A 19951-nucleotide genomic window follows, 5' to 3' on the forward strand; every position below is an offset into this window, starting at 1 on the left:
TTGCACCGGCAGGCGGGTGGAAAAGAAAAATGCCGTCTGAAGCGGCTTCAGACGGCATCCGGCATTTAACGGCATTTTGAACGGGCGAGTTTGACGGCTTCGGTCAGGCTTTTTTCGTTTGCCTCCCCGGTAATGGTCTGCCTGTATCCGCATTTCGGGGCTTCGACGACGGTAAAGGGCAGTACGCCGACATTGTTTCCGTAGGATTTCATAAAGTTTCGGCTGTTCGCCCCGGTGTAACGCCAAATCGGGTAGGAAACAGGAGTTTGTTTGAGGAAGTTGCCGATATTGTCGGATGTATCGAGTGTGATGCCGACCATATCGACGCTGCCTTTTTTCTGCGCCTTGTACCATTTGGACATGGCGGGCATCTCTTTTCGGCACGGGCCGCACCAAGTCGCCCACAGGTTGACGATGCGGACGGGGGCTTTGAGCGATTGCAGGCTTTGCGGGGTGTTGTCTTTCCATCCGGCAAGTTCGTCTGCCGAGGCGGTATGTGCGGCAAATGTGGCGGCAAGGGCGATTGCGGCAAGATTCAAGTATTTCATCGTTTTGTCCTTTGTATGTCGATTCGGGTATTGTAAACCGTTTGGTACGGTTGGAGGCGGGATATTGAGTAAAACCCTGCGTAAGCCGATAATAAGGGGATTGTCGAGAAGTAAGGAAATGTCATGTCTGAAATCAAAATTTTCCACAATCCGCGTTGCAGCAAATCGCGTGCCGCCTTGTCCCTATTGGAAGAACGCGGCATTGCTGCCGAAGTGGTCAAATATTTGGATACGCCGCCCGACTTGTCCGAATTGAAGGATATTTTCAACAAATTGGGCTTGGCATCGGCGCGCGGGATGATGCGCGTGAAAGATGATTTGTATAAGGAATTGGGTTTGGACAACCCCGATTTGGACAATGACGCGCTGCTGCGTGCCATCGCCGATCATCCCGCCCTGTTGGAGCGTCCGATTGTTTTGGCGAACGGTAAGGCGGCTGTCGGCAGGCCGTTGGAAAATATCGAAGCGGTATTGTGAACAAACGGCTGTTTTGCAGCCGCAACGGCTTGCGCTATTACCTGTTGGGCGGTTTCTGTTTGAGTGTTTTTCCACTTTTGCTGGTGTTTGCCTCATCCGTTTGGGCGGTTTATCGGACGGGCGGGCAGGTTTTGCCGCCGTATGTCCGGGCGGATGCCGCGCTGGTGTTGGGGGCTGCCGCGTGGGACAAACGCCCCTCCCCGGTTTTTCGGGAACGCATCAACCACGCCATCGCGCTTTACCAAAGCCGCAGGGTAGGCAAAATCGTGTTTACGGGAGGCCGGACCAAAAAAGGCTATATGACCGAAGCCGAGGTCGGGCGGCGGTACGCGCTAAAACAGGGGGTTCCGGCGCGCAACATCCTGTTTGAAAACACTTCGCGCAACACTTATGAAAACCTGAACAACATCCGTCCGGTTTTGCGTGCCAACGGTATTGCCAGCGTGGTGATTGTCAGCGATCCCTACCATTTGGCGCGGGCGGCGGAAATGGCGGAGGATTTGGGTGTCCGCGTTTATATGTCTGCCACGCCGACCACGCGGTTTGATGCGGGAAATAAGAAAAAAATCTTTATGCTGCAAGAGGGATATGCGTTATCCCTCTACCGTTTGGAAAAATGGGGGCGGGATTTTTTCAATTGGCTGTTTCATTGAACTTTTTTTCGGACGCAATCCCGAAGGAATCCGGTCGGCGGCGCGTGATACACTGTTCCGCGTGCCGAAGCATTGAAAACAAGGAAAATGCCGTCTGAAACTTATCCATAGGCTGGGTTCGGACGGCATTTTTGATGCTCAAGCACGGTAAAAACAGTAAAATAAACGCTTTCAAAGATTTCGGAGCCATCATGACCGTCAAAACCCGTTTCGCCCCCAGCCCCACCGGCTACCTGCACATCGGCGGCGTTCGCACCGCCTTGTTTTCGTGGGCGTTTGCCCGCCATCATAAAGGCGAATTTTTATTGCGTATCGAAGACACCGACTTGGCGCGTTCCACCGCCGAATCCGTCAACATCATCCTTGACGGTATGAAATGGGTCGGTCTCGATTACGACAACGCCGACAACGTGGTGTACCAAACCTGCCGCTTCGACCGCTACAAAGAAGTCATTGCCGAACTCTTGGCAAAAGGCGATGCCTACTACTGCTATTGCACCAAAGAAGAATTGGAAGCCATGCGCGAGAAAGCCGAAAAAGAAGGCTCGGCGACTTACGACCGCCGCTGGCGTCCGGAAGAAGGCAAAACCCTGCCCGAAATCCCTGCTGACGTGCAACCCGTCGTCCGCTTCAAAACGCCTTTGGACGGCGTGACCAAATGGACAGACTTGGTCAAAGGCGAAATCTCCATCCCCAACGAAGCACTCGACGACCTGATTATCGCCCGCGCCGACGGCACGCCGACCTACAACTTCTGCGTTGTCGTAGACGACTACGACATGGGCGTTACCCACGTTATCCGCGGCGACGACCATGTGAACAACACGCCGAAACAAATCAACATCTTAAAAGCCATCGGCGCAAACCTGCCCGAATACGGCCACCTGCCCATGATTCTCAACGAACAAGGCAAAAAAATCTCCAAACGCAGCGGCGATACCGTTGCCATCACCGACTTCGGCGCGATGGGCATCCTACCTGAAGCTATGCTCAACTATCTGGCGCGTTTGGGCTGGGCGCACGGAGACGACGAGTTCTTTACGATGGAACAATTCATCGAATGGTTTGATTTGAAAGACGTTTCCCCATCCCCAAGCCGTATGGATTTGAAAAAACTCTATTGGATTAACGGCGAACACATCAAAATCACACCCAACGGCAAACTCGCCGAACTCGTCAAACCGCGCCTTGCCCTGCGCGATATTCATGAAACCGAAAAACCTGCGTTGGAAGACGTGTTGGCACTGGTCAAAGACCGCGCCCAAGATTTGAACGCCTTGGCAGACGAATGCCTGTATTTCTACAAAAAACAAGTCCCTGCCGAAGCTGACGTGCAAAAACACTGGGACGACGAAGCCGCCGCCCGTATGCTGCGCTTCGCCGAACGCCTCGAAGGGCTGGAAGACTGGAATGCCGAAGCCATCCACGACTTGTTCAAACCCTTCTGTGACGAAGAAGGTATTAAAATGGGCAAACTCGGTATGCCTTTGCGCCTCGCTGTCTGCGGCACGGCGAAAACCCCAAGCGTCGATGCCGTGTTGGCATTAATCGGCAAAGAGGAAGTGTTGAAACGCATCCGCGCTTAAGTTATCCATAGGTGCGGGCAATGCCGTCTGATGTCGGAATGCGGCTTCAGACGGCATTTAAACGGAAGTTAAAAATGAAAAAAATATTGTATTTTCTGATGGTTGTTTTTTCTACCAGTGTATGGGCGGGGGATGCTGAAGACAATTTGCTCAGTATCCAATCCGGTTACCGCGCCTTATTGCAAAAACAAAACAATCTTGATGGAAAAATTATCGGGATGCAGTCGGATTTGGAAGATGCGCGCCGACGGTTGCAGGTGGCGCAGGCGGATATTACCCGTTTGGAAGCGGAAATTCCTGCTGCAATGGCGCAAAAAGCCCGGCAGGCTGAAGAGCTGAGGCAAATCGGAGTGCGTTTGGACCATGCTTGGAATGCGGTTTACGGTGCGGGGGGAACAAAGGCGTCGGGGAATTGACCGATGAATTCCCTCTTTGTGGACAATACTGTTTCCATCACACGGCTGAAAGCCGGGCATATCGGCAGGTTGGTTCAGGCGTTGTTTGAGGAGTGGCACGGATTTGAACCGTGGTCTTCTGTGGATAAGATTCGTGCCTATTACGGCAGGTGTTTGAAGGATGACGAACTGCCGCTGGCTTTTGCGGCTGTGGATGATTCCGGAACCCTGTTGGGTTCGGCTGCGGTCAAGCGGCATGATATGGAAAGTTTTCCACAGTATGAATATTGGTTGGGGGATGTCTTTGTTTTACCTGAATATCGCGGAAAAGGCATTGGCAGGAGGCTGGTCGCCCACTGCATAGGCGCAGCGCGTTCGCTGGGGATAAAGTTCTTGTATCTTTATACGCCTGATGTGCAAATATTTTATGAATCATTCGGCTGGGCGGTTGTCGGGCGACATTTCCATAACGGTGAATGGGTTACGGTTATGCGTTTGGATATGAATAAGGTTTAAGCCGAATGGACAGATGCCGTCTGAACAGCTCAGACGGCATTTTTATGTTTGGAAACTTCCTGTCAGATATAGTGGATTAACAAAAACCAGTACGGCGTTGTCTCGCCTCAGCTCAAAGAGAACGATTCTCTAAGGTGCTGAAGCACCAAGTGAATCGCTTCCGTACTATTTGTACTGTCTGCGGCTTCGTCGCCTTGTCCTGATTTATGTTAATCCACTATAAAGTTTATACACAGATTTTTCCATATGGTTTGATGCTGCTCCGCCAACGGAAATTAAGATACGGATTTGCACAAATCTTTCAGACGGTACAGTTCTGACAATGCTTCGCGCGGGGTCAGGCTGTCGGGATCGAGGTTTTCCAGGGCTGCTGCCAATATACCTTCAAAATGTTTTTCCTCTGCTTTGTCCACAAAGCTGTCCACATTCGGTTCATTTCCTTTTTCAGACGGCATGGTACTGAAAATATCCAGTTGGGGCCGGTTTGCGGCGGCTTGGTTTTCCAGTCCGTTCAAATGCTTTTGGGCGGATTTCAATGCGCGTACAGGCAGGCCGGCGAGTTTGGCGACGGCGATGCCGTAGCTTTTTCCGGCGGGACCCGGTTGGATTTGGTGCAGGAACACGATGTCCTGTCCCTGTTCGAGCGCGGAAAGGTGCATATTGACGGCGGCGGCGTGGGCTTCGGGCAGGTAGGTCAGCTCGAAATAGTGGGTGGCAAACAGGCTGAAGGATTTGTTTTTTTGCAGCAGGTGTTCGGCAACGGCGTGCGCGAGGGCGAGGCCGTCAAACGTCGAAGTGCCACGTCCGACTTCGTCCATTAAAACAAGGCTTTGTTCGGTGGCGTGATGCAGGATGTAGGCGGTTTCACTCATTTCGACCATGAAGGTGGAGCGGTTGGAGGCGAGGTCGTCCGATGCGCCGATGCGGGTGAAGATTTGATCGACAGGCCCGATTGTGGCGGCATCGGCAGGCACGAAACAGCCGGTGTGTGCCAATAAAACAATCAGCGCGACTTGGCGCATATAGGTGGATTTGCCGCCCATATTGGGGCCGGTGAGCAGCATGAGGCGGTGTTTGTGGTCGAGGTCGGTGTGGTTGGCGGTGAAGTGGCGTACCTGCTGTTCGACCACGGGATGGCGGCCGTTTTCGATGTGGATAACCGGATAGTCGGCAAACTCGGGGCGGACGAAGTTCCGCTCTTTTGCCAAGGCTGAAAATGTGGACAACACGTCCAGCGCGGCGGCGGCTTTGGCGGCTTTTTGAAGCTGCGGCAATGCCGTCTGAAGGTTTTTCAATACGCCGTCAAAGAGTTGTTTTTCTAAGGCGAGGGCTTGGTCTTGGGCAGTCAGCACTTTGTCTTCAAAGGCTTTCAGTTCCGGCGTGATGAAGCGTTCGGCGTTTTTGAGGGTTTGCCGGCGTTGGTAGTCGGCAGGTGCTTGTTCGGCTTGGGTTTTGGACAATTCAATGTAAAAGCCGTGAACGCGGTTGAACTCGACTTTGAGTGTGGACAAACCGGTACGTTCACGTTCCTTGGCTTCCAAATCCAGCAAAAATTCGTCGCCATGGTTTTGAATGCGGCGCAATTCGTCCAGTTCGGGATGAAAACCGTGGTTGATGACATTGCCGTCTTTCAGCCAGACGGAAGGTTCGGGCAAAATGGCTTGGCGGAGCTGTTCGGCTGTGGATAGGTTTTCCGGGAAAACGGCTTTGAGGGTTCCTAAGAGACTGCTGCACTCGGCGGACAATTCGATTTCGGACAGGGCAAACAGGCTGTCGCGCAGGGCGGCGAGGTCGCGCGGGCGGGCGTTGCCCACGGCAATACGGGCGGCGATGCGTTCGATGTCGGCAATGCTTTTCAGACGGCACTGGAGGGGTTCGTATTGGCTTTCCAGCGCGGTTACGGCTTCTTGGCGCGCTCGGATGTGGGCGCGGTTGCGTAAAGGGTGGTGCAGCCACAATGCCAAGAGGCGGCTGCCCATATGGGTAGCGCAAAGGTCGAGCGTGGATATCAGGGTCGGCGATTTTTTTCCGGAGAGGGTTTGCGTGATTTCGAGATTGCGGCGCGTGGCGGCATTCATGCCGATATATTGGCTGTCGGTTTCGAGCGACAGACCGTCCAAATGTTGCGGCATCAGGTTTTGCGTCAGGCGGATATAGTTCAACAGCGCGCCCGCCGCGCCAATTGCAACGGCGTGTTCTTTGCTGTCCAAACCGAAGCCGCGCAAATCTTGGCAGCCGAAATATTCCGTCAGCAGTTTTTCCCCTGCGTCGGCGGCAAACTGCCACGCGTTCAGGCGTGTAACACCCGATGCCGTCTGAAGTTGCAGCGCGTTTTTATTGTCCGGCAGCAGAATTTCCGCCGCCTGCAGGCGCGCCAGTTCGTCGTTCAACTTATCCACAGTTGTCAGCTTGGTTTTGAATTCGCCGCTTTGCAGCGATGCCCACGCCAAACCGATGTATTTTTTGTCGGGAGACACGGCAACGATGCGGTTGGTTTCCTTGTCTTCCAGCAATGCGGAATCGGTCAGCGTGCCGGGCGTTACGATGCGGACAACTTTGCGTTCCACCGGTCCTTTGCCTGCGCCGACTTCGCCGACCTGTTCGCAAATCGCCACGCTTTTGCCCATCTTCACCAGCCGCGCCAGATACTGTTCCGCCGCGTGAAACGGCACGCCCGCCATTTTAATCGGCACGCCGTCCATCTGCCCGCGCGTGGTCAGGGTAATGTCCAGCAGCTTTGCCGCTTCCACTGCGTCATCCAAAAACAGCTCGTAAAAATCGCCCATGCGGTAAAACACCAGTTTGTCGGCATGTTGCGCTTTGATGGCGAGATACTGCTGCATCATCGGGGAAACGACGGATTTGGACATGGGGCTGCCTTATCATTAGGAAAACGGTATTGTAGCAAAAGGTTTTGTCTTCGACGGAATGAGACTGACCGTAAGCCTGTCAATAAAGTTGTGGAGACAAATAGGAAAACAGCAAAGTTATCCATAGGAATATTATTAAATCAAAAAACATCCACGCTTATCTGTCTTATACGGCAAGCCTTAAACTCAAATTTATTTGACAAAAAGTTAATGAAAATATTGGATATTTGCTACTTATACACAAGCAGGTCGGCAATCATCAAAATCATCATTAAAATTTTAAATTCAAATATTGATAATAAAAGTTTTGGAAATCTGTGAAAACAGCAAAATTCATCTATATCAAATAAGCATCAAGTAGTTGGATGTAATAGTAGAATGTAACTTTATTTCAGAATACAATGCAGGTATTGAAATTTCGTTTCATAGCTTGGAGTATAAACATGAGCATTAAAGTAGCGATTAACGGTTTCGGCCGCATCGGCCGCCTCGCATTGCGTCAAATTGAAAAAGCCCACGGCATCGAAGTCGTCGCCGTCAACGACCTGACCCCCGCCGAAATGCTGCTGCACCTTTTCAAATACGACAGCACACAAGGCCGTTTCCAAGGTACTGCCGAATTAAAAGACGATGCTATCGTAGTAAATGGCAAAGAAATCAAAGTTTTCGCCAATCCGAATCCCGAAGAATTGCCTTGGGGCGAGTTGGGTGTGGATGTCGTCCTTGAATGTACCGGTTTCTTTACCAGCAAAACCAAAGCCGAAGCACACATCCGTGCCGGCGCGCGCAAAGTCGTTATTTCCGCGCCCGGCGGCAATGACGTGAAAACCGTCGTATATGGCGTAAACCAAGACATTTTGGACGGCTGCGAAACCGTCATTTCCGCTGCTTCCTGCACCACCAACTGCCTTGCCCCGATGGCGGCAGTCCTGCAAAAAGAGTTCGGCGTAGTTGAAGGCCTGATGACCACCATCCACGCCTACACCGGCGACCAAAATACCCTTGACGCGCCGCACCGCAAAGGCGATTTGCGCCGTGCCCGCGCCGCCGCGCTCAACATCGTGCCCAACAGCACCGGCGCCGCCAAAGCCATCGGTCTGGTTATCCCCGAATTGAACGGCAAACTCGACGGATCCGCCCAACGCGTCCCTGTTGCCACCGGCTCGCTGACCGAATTGGTTTCCGTCCTCGAACGCACTGTAACCAAAGAAGAAATCAACGCCGCAATGAAAGCCGCCTCCAGCGAATCTTACGGCTACACTGAAGATCAAATCGTTTCTTCCGACGTTGTCGGTATCGAATACGGCTCGCTCTTTGACGCAACCCAAACCCGCGTGATGACCGTAGGCGACAAACAACTGGTGAAAACCGTTGCCTGGTACGACAACGAAATGTCCTACACCTGCCAACTCGTCCGCACTTTGGAATACTTCGCAGGTAAAATCTAAAAGATTTCGGATTGGGTAAACCAGTCTGTGGATAATAAGAGAACAGGTCGTCTGAAAACCTAAATCTAGGTTTTCAGACGACCTTTTTTCTTATTGACTAAATAATTATTGCAACATTTTGTTACTTATAGTCCGTTGCTTTATATGTAACAAAAAGGATAATTGCTTTGAATTCGGAGGTTGAAATGGTACTAGAAAAAATTGGAGCAAGAATTCGAGAATTGCGTAAGGCTCAGAATCTAAGCCAAGAAAAATTTGCTTTGAAGGCTGAAATTGATAGGACTTATCTTGCAGGCATTGAACAAGGAAAAAGAAATCTATCCATGAAAAATATGGAGAAAATCATTAATGCTCTAGGAACTACATTCCATCAATTTTTTGAAGATATATAAATTTGTAGATTATAAGTAACAATTGATATAAAATGGAGAGACTAATGTCTAGTTTTATTCAGGCAGAAAGAGATATTCAATCTTATTTTGAAATTGGTCAGGCAGTTTGTTTCAACGGTCAATCATGGTGTGTACAGAACGTAGGTAAACCTACTTGCGGAAACGGCGAACCTAAAACGGATATTTATATTTTATTAAAAAGTGAATCATCTGAAGAAATAAGAGAAATTAAAATTTCATACAAGAAAAGTAATGCTGATTTTGTAGAAAATAAAATTAAAGCAGACCGAGCTGAAATGATTTTTGGAAATAATTGGGCAAAAATTATTCAAAGTTCAACAACAAATATTCGTAGGAAATTTTTAGATAAAAATCTAATTTTTAAAAAAAGCAAGGGTAGGACAGACAATGGATCTATTACGCTTGGTTGGAAGTTTGAACTTGTTAATAAATTAAACGGGGAATTATCAGATAAAGTAGATTTAACTACTGAACAATTATTAGATATTTACGTAGGTAATAATCTAGATGAAGAAAAGAAAAATGCGAGTGTAAATGGGGTAATTATTTCAAACTCTGGTGTTGCGAATTATATTCTGATAGGAGACGAATTTTCGTCTACTGAAGAAATACTGGATAAAATTGTTTCATTAGATGAATATGTTAGGGATAATCCTAATATTTATTTTGCCTGTAAAGCACTTAATTATCGAAGTTTCGAAGATAAATTTGATGGAGATAGACCACTTGCAGTTCAAGTAAAATGGGAAGTTGTTAATGGAAAACTGACTCATGAATTGATTTTTGATAAACCATTTCAATGTAATGGGAATAAAGTTGCGAAACAATTAAAACAATGCCTAATTAACTTAGGTGTTCAAAATACAGATGATTTAAATGATAAAAACACGCAAGATTGTAATATTTTTCAATGAAAGGAACAGATGAAGATAATTAGTTTATTTAGCGGTTGTGGTGGTTTAGATTTAGGCTTTGAAAAAGCAGGATTTGAAGTGCCTGTTGCAAACGAATATGATAAAACCATTTGGTCAACATTTAAGGCTAATCATCCTAAAACACATTTGATTGAAGGCGATATACGCAGTATTAAGGAAGAAGATTTTCCTGATGAAATCGATGGTATTATCGGAGGTCCTCCTTGTCAGTCATGGTCGGAAGCAGGGGCTTTGCGAGGTATTGATGATGAGCGGGGTCAATTGTTTTTCGACTATATCCGTATTTTGAAAAGTAAGCAGCCTAAGTTCTTTTTAGCTGAGAACGTTAGCGGTATGCTTGCAAACCGCCATAATGAAGCGGTACAAAATTTACTGAAAATGTTTGATGAATGTGGGTACGATGTAAGCCTGACTATGGTAAATGCCAAAGATTATGGTGTGGCTCAAGAACGTAAGAGAGTCTTCTATATTGGTTTTCGTAAAGATTTGAAAATCAAATTCTCATTTCCAACAGGTTCGACAGTTAAAGATGGAGATAAGATAACATTGAAGGATATTATTTGGGATTTACAAGATATAGCCGTTCCTGCGGCTTTTCAAAATAAAGCTAATCCTAATGCTATTAATAACAACGAATATTTTATAGGTAGTTTTTCCCCAATTTTTATGAGCAGGAACCGTGTGAAAGCATGGCATGAACAAGCATTTACAGTTCAGGCTTCGGGGCGGCAATGCCAGCTTCATCCACAAGCTCCAAAAATGGAGAAACATGGAGTAAATGACTACCGTTTTGTAGTTGGAAAAGAAGCTCTTTATCGTAGGATGACTGTGCGTGAAGTAGCGAGGGTTCAAGGCTTTCCTGATGATTTTAAATTTATCTATCAAAATATTAATGATGCGTACAAAATGATAGGTAATGCTGTACCTGTTAATTTAGCTTATGAGATTGCGGTAGCAATCAAAAAAGAGTTGATAATTTAAAAAAAGGTCGTCTGAAAATTTTTCAGACGACCTTTTTTAATAGAATTGTGAATAAAATTTCACACAACACTTATCCCAATAACCGTCGCGCGGTTTCCTTTGATTTGAAACCTGACTTCGTAATCCGCAATATTCATCACATAAATCCGTTCGGGAATATCCTGATAGGCGGGGCGCGGGTCTTGGGCAATGCTTTGGCTGATCAGGTTTTGGGTGCTTTCAGATAAATTTTCCGCGCCGATGTTTTCCAGCCATACAACTTCAAGCTCTTCGGGTTTGCTGCTGACGAAACCTGATGCGGCATCGGGTTTGGATTCGACAAAGGGGATGTAAGGTTTGATGTCCACAATCGGCGTGTCGTCCAGCAGGTCTGCGCCGCTGCAATAGAGGCGGACGGGTTTGCCGGTTTCGATGCGTTCGAGTCTCAGGAGCGAGAGTCCGAGATGGTTGGGGCGGTGGGGGCTGCGCGTGGCGAATACGCCCATTTTTTGTTTGCCGCCGAGCCGTGGCGGGCGCACCATTTGCGCCCAGCCTTCATCCAATATGCCGTGAAAGATAAAACTTATCCACACATAGCCGAAGTGTTCTAGTCCGCGTACGCTGTCTGCGGTAAATTCAGGATTCAGCTCGATGCATACTTCTGCGGCGGAGACCAAACCGGGCTGGCGGGCGATGCCGAATTTCTGTTTGTAGGGCGAGCGGGCGATGCCGATGGGGGTAATGGTATAAGCCATAAGGTTGTGGATAAGTTTTTCGGAAAAACGCTATCTTATCACAGTCGGTTTTACCGCTTTGGGGCAGTAATTTGTTATAATACAGGGCATTTTAATCGTGTTGAAATAAAGTAGCACAGAATCCTCGTGTCCAAGACGCTCTTAAAAAAAGGCATTGGAGTATTGATAAAAAAAGAAGCATAACGGTTCGCTATAACGAAGAGGGAATCCCGTATATTACACCCAAGTCAGGTTGTTATCTTTCCTTTCAGATCTCACCTATAGGAGGTGAGATTGAAATTTTGGGTAATAAAATCGGATTACAGCTTCTAGCAAGGAGTATCTTAGGTATAGCTAAAATGGAGGAGATGGATATGACATATCATATCCATCTAGATGAATTGTACTCCTTAAATAAAGAAGGTAAGAGTTTTGTTATTCGTAAAATAGAGAATGACGATCTTAAGTGAAGAAGTAATGAGATGATTGTTTCTATTGATGTTGATGCACAAAAAACGTTTACGCCTTTGTGTCCTAAAGAGCTGCCTGTGAACGAGGGGCATTTGATTGTCGAGGAGTTGAATGCCCAAGCCACTTTGGCGGATTTGCGCGTGATGACGAAAGATGCGCATCATGCGGCAGCGAAATGGCTTGTGGATAACCCTGTTGATATGTTAAAGTTGACAGGTTTGCCCGATGCGGATTTGACTTGGGTGGCTCATGCGATGGTCGGTACGCGCGGCTATGAATTGTTGGATGGACTGCCTTCTACCAAGGAATACGATTATTGCGTTTGGAAAGGCGTTGATCCTGAATTGCATCCTTACGGCGCGTGTTTTCACGATATTGAGGAAAAACTGAGCACAGGGTTGATCGAATGGCTGCGTTGTCAAAATACGGATACGGTCATTGTCGGCGGCTTGGCTACGGATTACTGTGTGAAAACAACGGTTTTGCAGTTGCTAAAAGGCGGCAATTGGCAGGTTGTCGTCAATGAAGCGGCTTGTCGGGGCATTGCGCCAGAAACCATCGAAACAGCATGGCAGGAAATGCGTTCTGCCGGTGCAATTATCTTAAAAAGCGCTGAAGAAATTAAAAAATATATCAATAATCAATAAGTTAAAATTGTTTCACGTGAAACACCCTTCTAAATATGAAAATTTTGCTTGTCCGCTTGTCCAGTATGGGCGATTTAATTCACACTTTGCCCGCAATCGAAGATTTGGCGCGACAATGCCCTGATGTGGAACTCCATTGGCTGTGTGAAGCCGGATTTGCGGATATTGCGCGCCTGCATCCGTTTGTGAAAAAAATCCATGTGATGAGATGGCGGCAATGGCGCAAACATCTTTTTCAAGCAGAAACTTGGCAGGAAATAGGTCGTCTGAAACAGGTCTTGCGGCAGGAAGCATTTGATTTTGTATTGGACAGTCAAGGTCTGATTAAAAGCGCGTATTTCGCCAAAATGGCAAAATCCCCTATTTATGGTTTGGATAAATACAGCGCGCGCGAGGGATGGGCTGCTCTGGCGTATGATAAAAAGTATGGCGTACCGAAAGGTAGAAATGCCGTTTGGCGCAACCGTGAACTGTTTGCCCAAGTGTTTGGGTATGCAATGCCTGAAACGCAGGTATTTGGTTTGGCCGTTCCTGAAGCAGGTCGTCTGAAAAATTTAGCGCAGCCGTATTATGCGGCTTTGCACGCGACCAGCCGGGACAGTAAGTTATGGCCTGTGGGAAAGTGGCGGGAGTTGCTGCAAAAGTTGAATGAAGAACAGCAATGCAACGTTTACCTGCTATGGGGAAATGAAACTGAAAAAACGCGTGCCGAACAGATTGCAGACGGACTGCCTTTTGCCATCGTGTGCGACAAAATGAATTTATTGCAGGCAGCGTATCTGCTGAAACACGCGGTCGGAATTGTTGGTGTGGATACCGGTTTGCTGCATTTGGCAAATGCCTTGGAAAAACCTGTGGTTGGTATTTATACCGATACCGATCCGATTAAAACAGGCGTTCAAGTTTCGGCTGTTGCAAAAAATTTGGGCAATATCGGGCAGATTCCGACCGCAGATTTGGTTTATCAAACGCTGATAGATTGTGTTGCAGCAGACAAAGGCTAAAGTGTCGTCTGAAACTGATATAACGGCATGGTATTTACAGTTCGTTGAGTGTAGGAATGTATATCCATCAGCCTGAGTAAATGCTTTAAAAATGGTATAATCGGCAATCATTATCTGAAAGATTTCTGAATGAATTCGTTTTTAAGAAAAAAACGGATTTGATTTTATAGAGAAGAAGGTTTGGTTTCGCTTGATAGTGAAAGCAGCGTTCTTTTTAGGAGAATTCAATGAAAGCACTGGTCGCAGTAAAGCGCGTAGTGGACTACAACGTCAAAGTTCGTGTAAAAGCCGATGGTTCGGATGTGGATATCGGCAATGTCAAAATGTCGATGAACCCATTTGACGAAATCGCTGTGGAAGAAGCCGTCCGTTTGAAAGAAGCCGGAAAAGTAAGCGAGATCGTAGCGGTTTCTTTGGGCGAAAAGAAATGCGAAGAAACGTTGCGTACAGCTTTGGCGATGGGTGCTGACCGTGCAATTCATGTTGAAACCGATGCGAAATTGGAGCCACTGGCAGTTGCCAAGTTGCTGAAAGCCGTTGCGGACAAAGAAAATCCGCAGATTTTCTTTTTGGGTAAACAGGCGATTGATGACGATGCCAACCAAGTGGCGCAAATGCTGGCTGCTTTGCTGAATGCGGCGCAAGGTACGTTCGCGTCCAAAGTACAAATTGAAGGCGACGAAGTGCAGATTGTGCGGGAAATCGATGGCGGCGAAGAAACCATCGCATTGAAACTGCCTGCTGTTATCAGCGCGGATTTGCGTTTGAACGAGCCGCGCTTTGTCAAACTTCCCAATATTATGGCGGCAAAGAAAAAACCTTTGGAAAAACTGACTCCTGCTGATTTGGTTGCGGATATTTCCCCTCGTCTGAAAACGGTGAAATTTGCTGAACCTAAGGCGCGTCAGGCAGGCGTAAAAGTAGCAAGCGTTGCTGAATTGGTTGAAAAATTGAAAAACGAAGCCAAAGTGATTTGAGGAGACTGAAATGAGCGTATTGATTATTGCCGAACACGACAACAAACAGTTGAATCCTGCCACTTTGCATGCTGTTACCGCTGCCGCTAAACTGGGTAAAGTCGATTTATTGGTTGCCGGAAACGGCGCGTCGGTCGTAGTGGAATCCGCGAAACAAGTAGCGGGTGTGGAAAAAGTTTTGGTTGCGGATGCTGCCCATTATGCCGAAGGTTTGGCTGAAGAACTGGCTCCGCTGGTTGTCAAATTGGCAGCGGATTACCGCTATGTTGCAGCAACGGCAACCACATTCGGTAAAAACCTTTTGCCCCGCGTGGCAGCCTTATTGGGCGTACCGCAAATTTCTGATTTGACCGAGATTGTGGATAACACGGCTTTTGTGCGCCCGATTTATGCGGGTAATGCATTTGAAACCGTGCAGGCCGATGCAGAAAAATTGGTGCTGACCTTCCGTGCAACAGCTTTTGACGCAGCACCGGCGCAAGGTGGTCATGCTGAGGCGGTTAATGTTGAAGCAACCCCTGCTCAAAACCTGAGCCGTTTTGTGAACCGTCAGCTTTCCCATTCCGATCGTCCTGAATTAACTCAGGCAAAAGTCATTATCTCCGGTGGCCGTGCTTTGGGTAGTGCGGAAAAATTCAATGAAGTGCTGACACCGCTGGCAGATGTTTTAGGTGCGGCAATCGGTGCATCCCGTGCGGCAGTTGATGCCGAATATGCGCCAAACGATGCTCAAGTCGGACAAACCGGTAAAGTGGTTGCACCGCAGCTCTATTTTGCAATCGGTATTTCAGGTGCGATTCAACATGTTGCCGGTATGCAGGACAGCAAAGTCATTGTCGCAATCAACAAAGATGCTGATGCGCCGATTTTCAATGTAGCCGATTACGGATTGGTAGGTGATTTATTTGAAATCGTCCCGCAACTAACAGAAGTATTGAAAAATTGATGTTTCACGTGAAACGTTCAGACGACCTTGTTATTAATGAGGTCGTCTGAAAACATTTCAGCATGATTACGACTTATAAAACCATTACTTCCCCGACGCAGGCTGAGTTTAAAGATAAAGGCAGCCGTTTTATCGCATTTGCCTATCCGATTCGGACATTGGCTGATGTGAAAAAATATCTCGATCCGTTAAAGGAAGAACATCATAAAGCACGACACTGGTGCTATGCCTATCGTTTGGGTGTGGATGGTATGCAATTTCGTGCCAATGATGATGGAGAGCCATCAGGAAGCGCGGGTCGGCCGATTTTAGGGCAGATTGATTCGGTAGGTGTAACCGATGTTTTGGTCGTTGTTGTGCGCTATTTCGGTGGTGCTTTATTGGGCGTTCCTGGTCTGATTCACGCATACAAAGAGGCAACGGCTCAAGCACTGGCGATCGCGGAAGTGGTTGAAAAGAATATTGAAAAAACCGTTTGGCTAAAATGTGAGTATCCGTTTTTGAACGAAGCAATACGCATCGCTAAACAATATCAGGCGGATATATTAGAGCAGGATTTACAGTTGGATTGCCGATTGACGGTAAGTTTGTCGTTGGCAAATTATGAGGCTTGTGTTGTAGCTTGGAAAAATACGCGGCAGATTGAGGTAGATACAGAAAAACCTTTTAAATGAAAGGTCGTCTGAAAATCCACATCTTAGGGTTTTCAGATGACCTCTTCGCTGATTAATCTTCTTGCGTATATTTGTCCAAGGCATCGACGCTGGAGCGCAAATATAGCCAAGCGAATTGATGAAATTCGCCCAGCGCGTTCCATAACGCGTCTTCACTCATAATGCTGTATTCGCCTTCCGTACTCAAATCCAGTTCTGCCCCGTCTTCAATAGCCTGATGACACGCCTGATACTCGTGGGTATAGAAATTATCCATATCACGAATCAAAGCGACGACATGTTTCCAACGCCGGATGTCTTCTTCCAATTGCGGTAGTAAATGACACCATTCGCGGTATTTGCTTTGGATTTCATCAATACGTTTTTGCATAGCTGCTTGTCCTTTTTCAATTTTGTGGATAAGTTAAGTTAAATAGGTTGGCATAGTGGAGTGAGGAGGTCTTTGTTTGATTCCACTAAAATTTCTTCAAACGGGACAATAGTCCCTTTATGTCGAGTTTTTGTTAAAAGTACATATTTGTCAAGGAGATGGCATGAAACTGCTGGTTATCGGTAATGGCGGTCGCGAACACGCGCTGGCTTGGAAATTGGCGCAGTCGCCCAAAGTGGAAACAGTATTTGTTGCACCCGGTAATGCCGGTACGGCGATTGAACCTAAGTTGCAAAACATCGCCTTGATCGCGCATCGGGATTTGATTGAATTCTGTCGTAAAGAAAATATTACTTTTACCGTCGTCGGTCCTGAAGCACCTTTGGCGGCAGGTATTGTGGATGATTTCCGTGCCGTAGGACTGAAAATATTTGGTCCGACACGATATGCGGCGCAGTTGGAGAGTTCTAAAGATTTCGCCAAAGTATTTATGGCGAAATACAACATTCCGACCGCGCAATATCAAACCTTTGAAAACGCTGATGCTGCACATGATTACGTCAATCAGAAAGGTGCGCCCATCGTCATCAAAGCCGATGGTTTGGCGGCAGGCAAAGGCGTGATTGTGGCGATGACTTTGGATGAAGCGCATGCTGCCATTGACGATATGCTGCTGGGCAACAAAATGGGCAATGCCGGCGCGCGTGTTGTGATTGAAGATTTCCTGCAAGGTGAAGAAGCGAGCTTTATCGTTATGGTTGATGGCAATCATGTATTGCCTATGGCGACCAGCCAAGATCACAAGCGTCTTTTAGACGGCGACAAAGGTCCGAATACGGGCGGTATGGGTGCGTACAGTCCCGCGCCTGTGGTAACGCCTGCTGTGTACGAGCGCGCGATGAACGAGATTATTTTGCCGACCGTGGCGGGTATGAAAGCGGAAGGGCATGAGTTTACCGGCTTCCTGTACGCAGGTTTGATGATTGATCAAAGCGGCACACCCTATACGATTGAGTTTAACTGCCGTTTCGGCGATCCCGAAACCCAGCCTATTATGAGCCGTCTGAACAGCGATTTGGCGGATTTGGTCGAAGCAGCAATAGACGGCAAACTCGATAGTGTAACCGCAGAATGGAACCCGCAAACTGCCGTAGGCGTGGTGCTGGCGGCACAAAATTATCCCGAAACGCCTAAAAAAGGCGATGTTATTTCCGGTTTGGATGCTGCCAACCAAGTAGGCAAAGTTTTCCATGCTGGCACAATGGCAAACGATAAAGGCGACGTATTGACCAACGGCGGACGCGTATTGTGTGTCGTAGGATTGGGCGACGATGTGGCGCAAGCCAAAGCCAAGGCGTATAGCGCATTGGAAAAAATCAGCTTCGACGGGATGCAATACCGTAAAGACATTGCCGATAAAGCGATTAACCGTTAATTAGAAAGAGGATGATGCCGTCTGAAGCCAAGTGACTGATACGCTTCAGATGGCATTTGATATTATGTTATTTCCGAGAATTATCGCAGCATCAGCGCAACGTAAGTTAAGCGTTTATTTGAAAAAAGGCGGTTTGGTCGCTTATCCGACCGAATCTTGTTATGGCTTGGGGTGTCTTCCGACATTAGCCAAAGCACTCAGTAAGTTGGTGCATTTGAAAAAAAGGCCGCAACACAAGGGTATGATTGTCATCGGGAATCAATTTGAACAGTTGCAGCCTTTACTTCAAATGCCGTCTGAAAATCTGCAGGCTATGCTTAGAAAAGAATGGCCCGCCCCTAAAACGTTCCTATTATCCGCCAAATCATGCGTATTACCTGCGTTGCGCGGGAAGAGGCGCAGCAAGCTTGCGGTTAGAGTGCCCGATCATACAGGTGCAAGGCGTTTGTGTCAGGCATTGGGTATGCCTTTGGTTTCCACTTCATGTAATCGGGCGGGCAAACGCGCGTGTCGGACGGAGAGAGAGGTTAGAAGGCAGTTCGGACGCGATGTATGGATTGTCGGTGGGAGAATCGGCAGGCAGAAATCGCCGAGTCAGATTATTGACGGGGAAACAGGTAAACGTTTGCGTTAGATATGGGTACTTGAATGAAAACTTTTTTGCATACACAAAGAAAAAATTTTTCGGATGGTATTTCTCTACATGATTGTTATTGCACAGAGATAAAGGTAGAAGGACACAACGTCTGCTTTGATTTTGAGGACGGTTTTATCGTTCTGAACAACAATCTAAACAATCAAGTGGGAAAGCATCTGAAAACAGATTTTTCCCGTGTTGTTTTAACCCATGAAAATGAAAACGCCGAAGACGATTATTTGGTCGATATTTTTGAAGACATCGTCTTTTTAGGGAAACGTTTGTTTACGGTCAGAAAATTTCTTGATCTTTCCGAATTGCTTGAGATGGTCAATACACAAGGTTATTTTCTTGAGTTTCTGTATTTGTATGAGTGTATCGGTGTCAAAACAAGCGATTATTTTTTAGAGGCTGTGTTGGTTACGGGACGGAGCCGGGAATGCAAAAAATGCTTTATCAAAATTATGGGGCCAAGCAGTTTTGTGTATCAATGGAACAATTTACGTTTGGATAATGAAATTGTATAGCAGGTTTATATTTCAGATGGAAGCCGGTTTAAAAAAATAATGTGGATAACTTCGGGGTAACTTTTCAGGGAATGGCAAAATGCCGTCTGAAATGCTGATATTTCAGTATTTTAGACGGCATTTTTATGATAAGGTTTATGGATAAGTTTGTGTATAAGTTACAATCAGAGTTTTTTTCCGCATACGGTTTCATATTGTTTTTCAGTTAATGTCCCGGACAGGATGCTCATCGGGCGGAGGGAAGAGGCTGTGTAGCTTTGTGTGGAAATTTCTGTGTTTTTTGTATCAAACAACTGTAGCGAACTTAAGCGGTATGTTTTGTTGTTGCAGTGGATTTCCCACTCGGCAATGGCAGTCTTGTATGCGGGGGTGTTGGCAAAACGTTCTTGTTTTAGATTGGTAACAACTTTTTTATCTTGGAAAATCATCAGATTTCCGTTTTTTCTCACGCTGTCTTTATTGATATATGTATGAATATTGCCGTTTGAGATTGTGCCGATATTTTCCCATCGGGCAGACTTGTCCGGTGTGCTGCAGGCGGTTAGCAATATAGGGAGTAAAACGAAAGATAGGAAGATTGGGCGCATTGGGGTTTCCTTAATCATTGAAATCTGCTCATTCAGAAAGAACGGGTTGGGCGGGAGGGAAAATGCCGGCTGTAAAACGAGGGAAAAATAGGCAAATGGTGCAGCCTTCGGGGTTTAAGTAATTAAATAATCCGGATGGGG

23 protein-coding genes are annotated in these 19951 nt (G+C 47.1%); 18 read left to right on the forward strand and 5 right to left on the reverse strand.

Annotated features, from left to right (window positions below; genetic code table 11):
• Positions 1–65 precede the first annotated feature (65 nt).
• Positions 66–548: a TlpA disulfide reductase family protein gene (locus DBY86_RS10180; protein WP_107819875.1), complete on the reverse strand. Its 483-nt coding sequence runs from the start codon at positions 546–548 to the stop codon at positions 66–68.
• 123 nt (positions 549–671) lie between these two features.
• Here DBY86_RS10180 and arsC point away from each other — a divergent pair, with 123 nt between their 5' ends.
• From arsC to DBY86_RS10210, 5 genes are all read left to right on the forward strand, one after another.
• Positions 672–1025: an arsenate reductase (glutaredoxin) gene (arsC, locus tag DBY86_RS10185; RefSeq protein ID WP_002242104.1), complete on the forward strand. Its 354-nt coding sequence runs from the start codon at positions 672–674 to the stop codon at positions 1023–1025.
• The gene (locus DBY86_RS10190) at positions 1022–1678 is read left to right on the forward strand and encodes a YdcF family protein (protein ID WP_061727342.1); all 657 of its coding nucleotides are present in this window, start codon (positions 1022–1024) and stop codon (positions 1676–1678) included. The genes arsC and DBY86_RS10190 overlap by 4 nt, the downstream gene beginning before the upstream one ends.
• 191 nt (positions 1679–1869) lie before the next feature.
• Positions 1870–3264, forward strand: a complete 1395-nt coding sequence (gene gltX, locus DBY86_RS10200; protein WP_107819876.1) for a glutamate--tRNA ligase — start codon at positions 1870–1872, stop codon at positions 3262–3264.
• A 20-nt stretch (positions 3265–3284) separates the two neighbouring features.
• Positions 3285–3680: a hypothetical protein gene (locus DBY86_RS10205; protein ID WP_107819877.1), complete on the forward strand. Its 396-nt coding sequence runs from the start codon at positions 3285–3287 to the stop codon at positions 3678–3680.
• A 3-nt stretch (positions 3681–3683) separates the two neighbouring features.
• Positions 3684–4175, forward strand: a complete 492-nt coding sequence (locus DBY86_RS10210) for a GNAT family N-acetyltransferase (RefSeq protein WP_107819878.1) — start codon at positions 3684–3686, stop codon at positions 4173–4175.
• Positions 4176–4450: 275 nt separating this feature from the next.
• On the opposite strand, the gene mutS is transcribed toward DBY86_RS10210, so the two are convergent.
• Positions 4451–7045: a DNA mismatch repair protein MutS gene (mutS, locus tag DBY86_RS10215; protein ID WP_107819879.1), complete on the reverse strand. Its 2595-nt coding sequence runs from the start codon at positions 7043–7045 to the stop codon at positions 4451–4453.
• A 443-nt stretch (positions 7046–7488) separates the two neighbouring features.
• On the opposite strand from mutS, the gene gap reads away from it, so the two are divergent.
• The 4 genes from gap to DBY86_RS10240 all read left to right on the forward strand — a co-directional run bounded on the left by gap (position 7489) and on the right by DBY86_RS10240 (position 10822).
• Positions 7489–8493, forward strand: a complete 1005-nt coding sequence (gap, locus tag DBY86_RS10225; RefSeq protein ID WP_107819881.1) for a type I glyceraldehyde-3-phosphate dehydrogenase — start codon at positions 7489–7491, stop codon at positions 8491–8493.
• Between the two features lie 185 nt (positions 8494–8678).
• Positions 8679–8885, forward strand: a complete 207-nt coding sequence (locus DBY86_RS10230) for a helix-turn-helix domain-containing protein (protein ID WP_003749495.1) — start codon at positions 8679–8681, stop codon at positions 8883–8885.
• A 44-nt stretch (positions 8886–8929) separates the two neighbouring features.
• Positions 8930–9820 (forward strand): hypothetical protein, encoded by an 891-nt coding sequence (locus tag DBY86_RS10235; protein ID WP_107819882.1) that lies wholly within the window; start codon positions 8930–8932, stop codon positions 9818–9820.
• A 9-nt stretch (positions 9821–9829) separates the two neighbouring features.
• Positions 9830–10822, forward strand: coding sequence for a DNA cytosine methyltransferase (locus DBY86_RS10240; RefSeq protein WP_107819883.1), 993 nt, complete (start codon positions 9830–9832; stop codon positions 10820–10822).
• 59 nt (positions 10823–10881) lie between these two features.
• Here DBY86_RS10240 and tsaA read toward each other — a convergent pair whose 3' ends face one another.
• A complete protein-coding gene (gene tsaA / locus DBY86_RS10245) occupies positions 10882–11556 on the reverse strand; it encodes a tRNA (N6-threonylcarbamoyladenosine(37)-N6)-methyltransferase TrmO (protein WP_107819884.1) in 675 nt (224 codons plus the stop codon).
• Positions 11557–11837: 281 nt separating this feature from the next.
• Between tsaA and DBY86_RS14170 the strand changes: the two genes are divergently transcribed.
• The 6 genes from DBY86_RS14170 (at position 11838) to DBY86_RS10270 (ending at position 16254) form a co-directional block, all read left to right on the forward strand.
• Positions 11838–12005, forward strand: a complete 168-nt coding sequence (locus DBY86_RS14170; RefSeq protein WP_465119546.1) for an Imm32 family immunity protein — start codon at positions 11838–11840, stop codon at positions 12003–12005.
• A gap of 12 nt (positions 12006–12017) precedes the next feature.
• Positions 12018–12653: a nicotinamidase gene (locus tag DBY86_RS10250; RefSeq protein WP_107819885.1), complete on the forward strand. Its 636-nt coding sequence runs from the start codon at positions 12018–12020 to the stop codon at positions 12651–12653.
• A 35-nt stretch (positions 12654–12688) separates the two neighbouring features.
• Positions 12689–13657 (forward strand): lipopolysaccharide heptosyltransferase I, encoded by a 969-nt coding sequence (gene waaC / locus DBY86_RS10255; RefSeq protein WP_107819886.1) that lies wholly within the window; start codon positions 12689–12691, stop codon positions 13655–13657.
• 227 nt (positions 13658–13884) lie between these two features.
• Positions 13885–14634, forward strand: coding sequence for an electron transfer flavoprotein subunit beta/FixA family protein (locus tag DBY86_RS10260; protein ID WP_107819887.1), 750 nt, complete (start codon positions 13885–13887; stop codon positions 14632–14634).
• A 10-nt stretch (positions 14635–14644) separates the two neighbouring features.
• On the forward strand, positions 14645–15580 hold the full coding sequence (locus DBY86_RS10265) for an electron transfer flavoprotein subunit alpha/FixB family protein (protein ID WP_107819888.1): 936 nt from the start codon (positions 14645–14647) through the stop codon (positions 15578–15580).
• A 62-nt stretch (positions 15581–15642) separates the two neighbouring features.
• Positions 15643–16254 carry an IMPACT family protein gene (locus DBY86_RS10270; RefSeq protein WP_107819889.1) on the forward strand — a complete coding sequence of 204 codons (612 nt, stop codon included), beginning with the start codon at positions 15643–15645 and terminating at the stop codon, positions 16252–16254.
• Between the two features lie 52 nt (positions 16255–16306).
• Here DBY86_RS10270 and DBY86_RS10275 read toward each other — a convergent pair whose 3' ends face one another.
• Positions 16307–16624, reverse strand: coding sequence for a DUF4298 domain-containing protein (locus DBY86_RS10275; protein WP_107819890.1), 318 nt, complete (start codon positions 16622–16624; stop codon positions 16307–16309).
• A gap of 163 nt (positions 16625–16787) precedes the next feature.
• On the opposite strand from DBY86_RS10275, the gene purD reads away from it, so the two are divergent.
• The 3 genes from purD to DBY86_RS10290 are packed head-to-tail and all read left to right on the forward strand — an operon-like array spanning position 16788 to position 19223.
• Positions 16788–18059 (forward strand): phosphoribosylamine--glycine ligase, encoded by a 1272-nt coding sequence (gene purD / locus DBY86_RS10280; RefSeq protein ID WP_107819891.1) that lies wholly within the window; start codon positions 16788–16790, stop codon positions 18057–18059.
• 31 nt (positions 18060–18090) lie between these two features.
• Positions 18091–18693 carry an L-threonylcarbamoyladenylate synthase gene (locus DBY86_RS10285; protein ID WP_199901091.1) on the forward strand — a complete coding sequence of 201 codons (603 nt, stop codon included), beginning with the start codon at positions 18091–18093 and terminating at the stop codon, positions 18691–18693.
• Between the two features lie 14 nt (positions 18694–18707).
• Entirely contained in the window at positions 18708–19223 is a 516-nt protein-coding gene (locus DBY86_RS10290; RefSeq protein ID WP_107819892.1) for a hypothetical protein, read from the forward strand.
• 164 nt (positions 19224–19387) lie between these two features.
• Here DBY86_RS10290 and DBY86_RS10295 read toward each other — a convergent pair whose 3' ends face one another.
• Positions 19388–19828 carry a surface-adhesin E family protein gene (locus tag DBY86_RS10295; RefSeq protein WP_003710766.1) on the reverse strand — a complete coding sequence of 147 codons (441 nt, stop codon included), beginning with the start codon at positions 19826–19828 and terminating at the stop codon, positions 19388–19390.
• Positions 19829–19951 lie beyond the last annotated feature (123 nt).

The sequence above is a fragment of the Neisseria bergeri genome, assembly GCA_003044455.1.
Classification (GTDB): Bacteria; Pseudomonadota; Gammaproteobacteria; order Burkholderiales; family Neisseriaceae; genus Neisseria; species Neisseria bergeri.

Coding starts and splice junctions, on each gene's coding strand:
- DBY86_RS10180 (WP_107819875.1), bottom strand. CDS start 548: ATGAAATACTTGAATCTTGCCGCAATCGCCCTTGCCGCCACATTTGCC.
- arsC (WP_002242104.1), top strand. CDS start 672: ATGTCTGAAATCAAAATTTTCCACAATCCGCGTTGCAGCAAATCGCGT.
- gltX (WP_107819876.1), top strand. CDS start 1,870: ATGACCGTCAAAACCCGTTTCGCCCCCAGCCCCACCGGCTACCTGCAC.
- DBY86_RS10205 (WP_107819877.1), top strand. CDS start 3,285: ATGCCGTCTGATGTCGGAATGCGGCTTCAGACGGCATTTAAACGGAAG.
- DBY86_RS10210 (WP_107819878.1), top strand. CDS start 3,684: ATGAATTCCCTCTTTGTGGACAATACTGTTTCCATCACACGGCTGAAA.
- mutS (WP_107819879.1), bottom strand. CDS start 7,045: ATGTCCAAATCCGTCGTTTCCCCGATGATGCAGCAGTATCTCGCCATC.
- gap (WP_107819881.1), top strand. CDS start 7,489: ATGAGCATTAAAGTAGCGATTAACGGTTTCGGCCGCATCGGCCGCCTC.
- DBY86_RS10230 (WP_003749495.1), top strand. CDS start 8,679: ATGGTACTAGAAAAAATTGGAGCAAGAATTCGAGAATTGCGTAAGGCT.
- DBY86_RS10235 (WP_107819882.1), top strand. CDS start 8,930: ATGTCTAGTTTTATTCAGGCAGAAAGAGATATTCAATCTTATTTTGAA.
- DBY86_RS10240 (WP_107819883.1), top strand. CDS start 9,830: ATGAAGATAATTAGTTTATTTAGCGGTTGTGGTGGTTTAGATTTAGGC.
- tsaA (WP_107819884.1), bottom strand. CDS start 11,556: ATGGCTTATACCATTACCCCCATCGGCATCGCCCGCTCGCCCTACAAA.
- DBY86_RS10250 (WP_107819885.1), top strand. CDS start 12,018: ATGATTGTTTCTATTGATGTTGATGCACAAAAAACGTTTACGCCTTTG.
- waaC (WP_107819886.1), top strand. CDS start 12,689: ATGAAAATTTTGCTTGTCCGCTTGTCCAGTATGGGCGATTTAATTCAC.
- DBY86_RS10260 (WP_107819887.1), top strand. CDS start 13,885: ATGAAAGCACTGGTCGCAGTAAAGCGCGTAGTGGACTACAACGTCAAA.
- DBY86_RS10265 (WP_107819888.1), top strand. CDS start 14,645: ATGAGCGTATTGATTATTGCCGAACACGACAACAAACAGTTGAATCCT.
- DBY86_RS10270 (WP_107819889.1), top strand. CDS start 15,643: ATGATTACGACTTATAAAACCATTACTTCCCCGACGCAGGCTGAGTTT.
- DBY86_RS10275 (WP_107819890.1), bottom strand. CDS start 16,624: ATGCAAAAACGTATTGATGAAATCCAAAGCAAATACCGCGAATGGTGT.
- purD (WP_107819891.1), top strand. CDS start 16,788: ATGAAACTGCTGGTTATCGGTAATGGCGGTCGCGAACACGCGCTGGCT.
- DBY86_RS10290 (WP_107819892.1), top strand. CDS start 18,708: ATGAAAACTTTTTTGCATACACAAAGAAAAAATTTTTCGGATGGTATT.
- DBY86_RS10295 (WP_003710766.1), bottom strand. CDS start 19,828: ATGATTAAGGAAACCCCAATGCGCCCAATCTTCCTATCTTTCGTTTTA.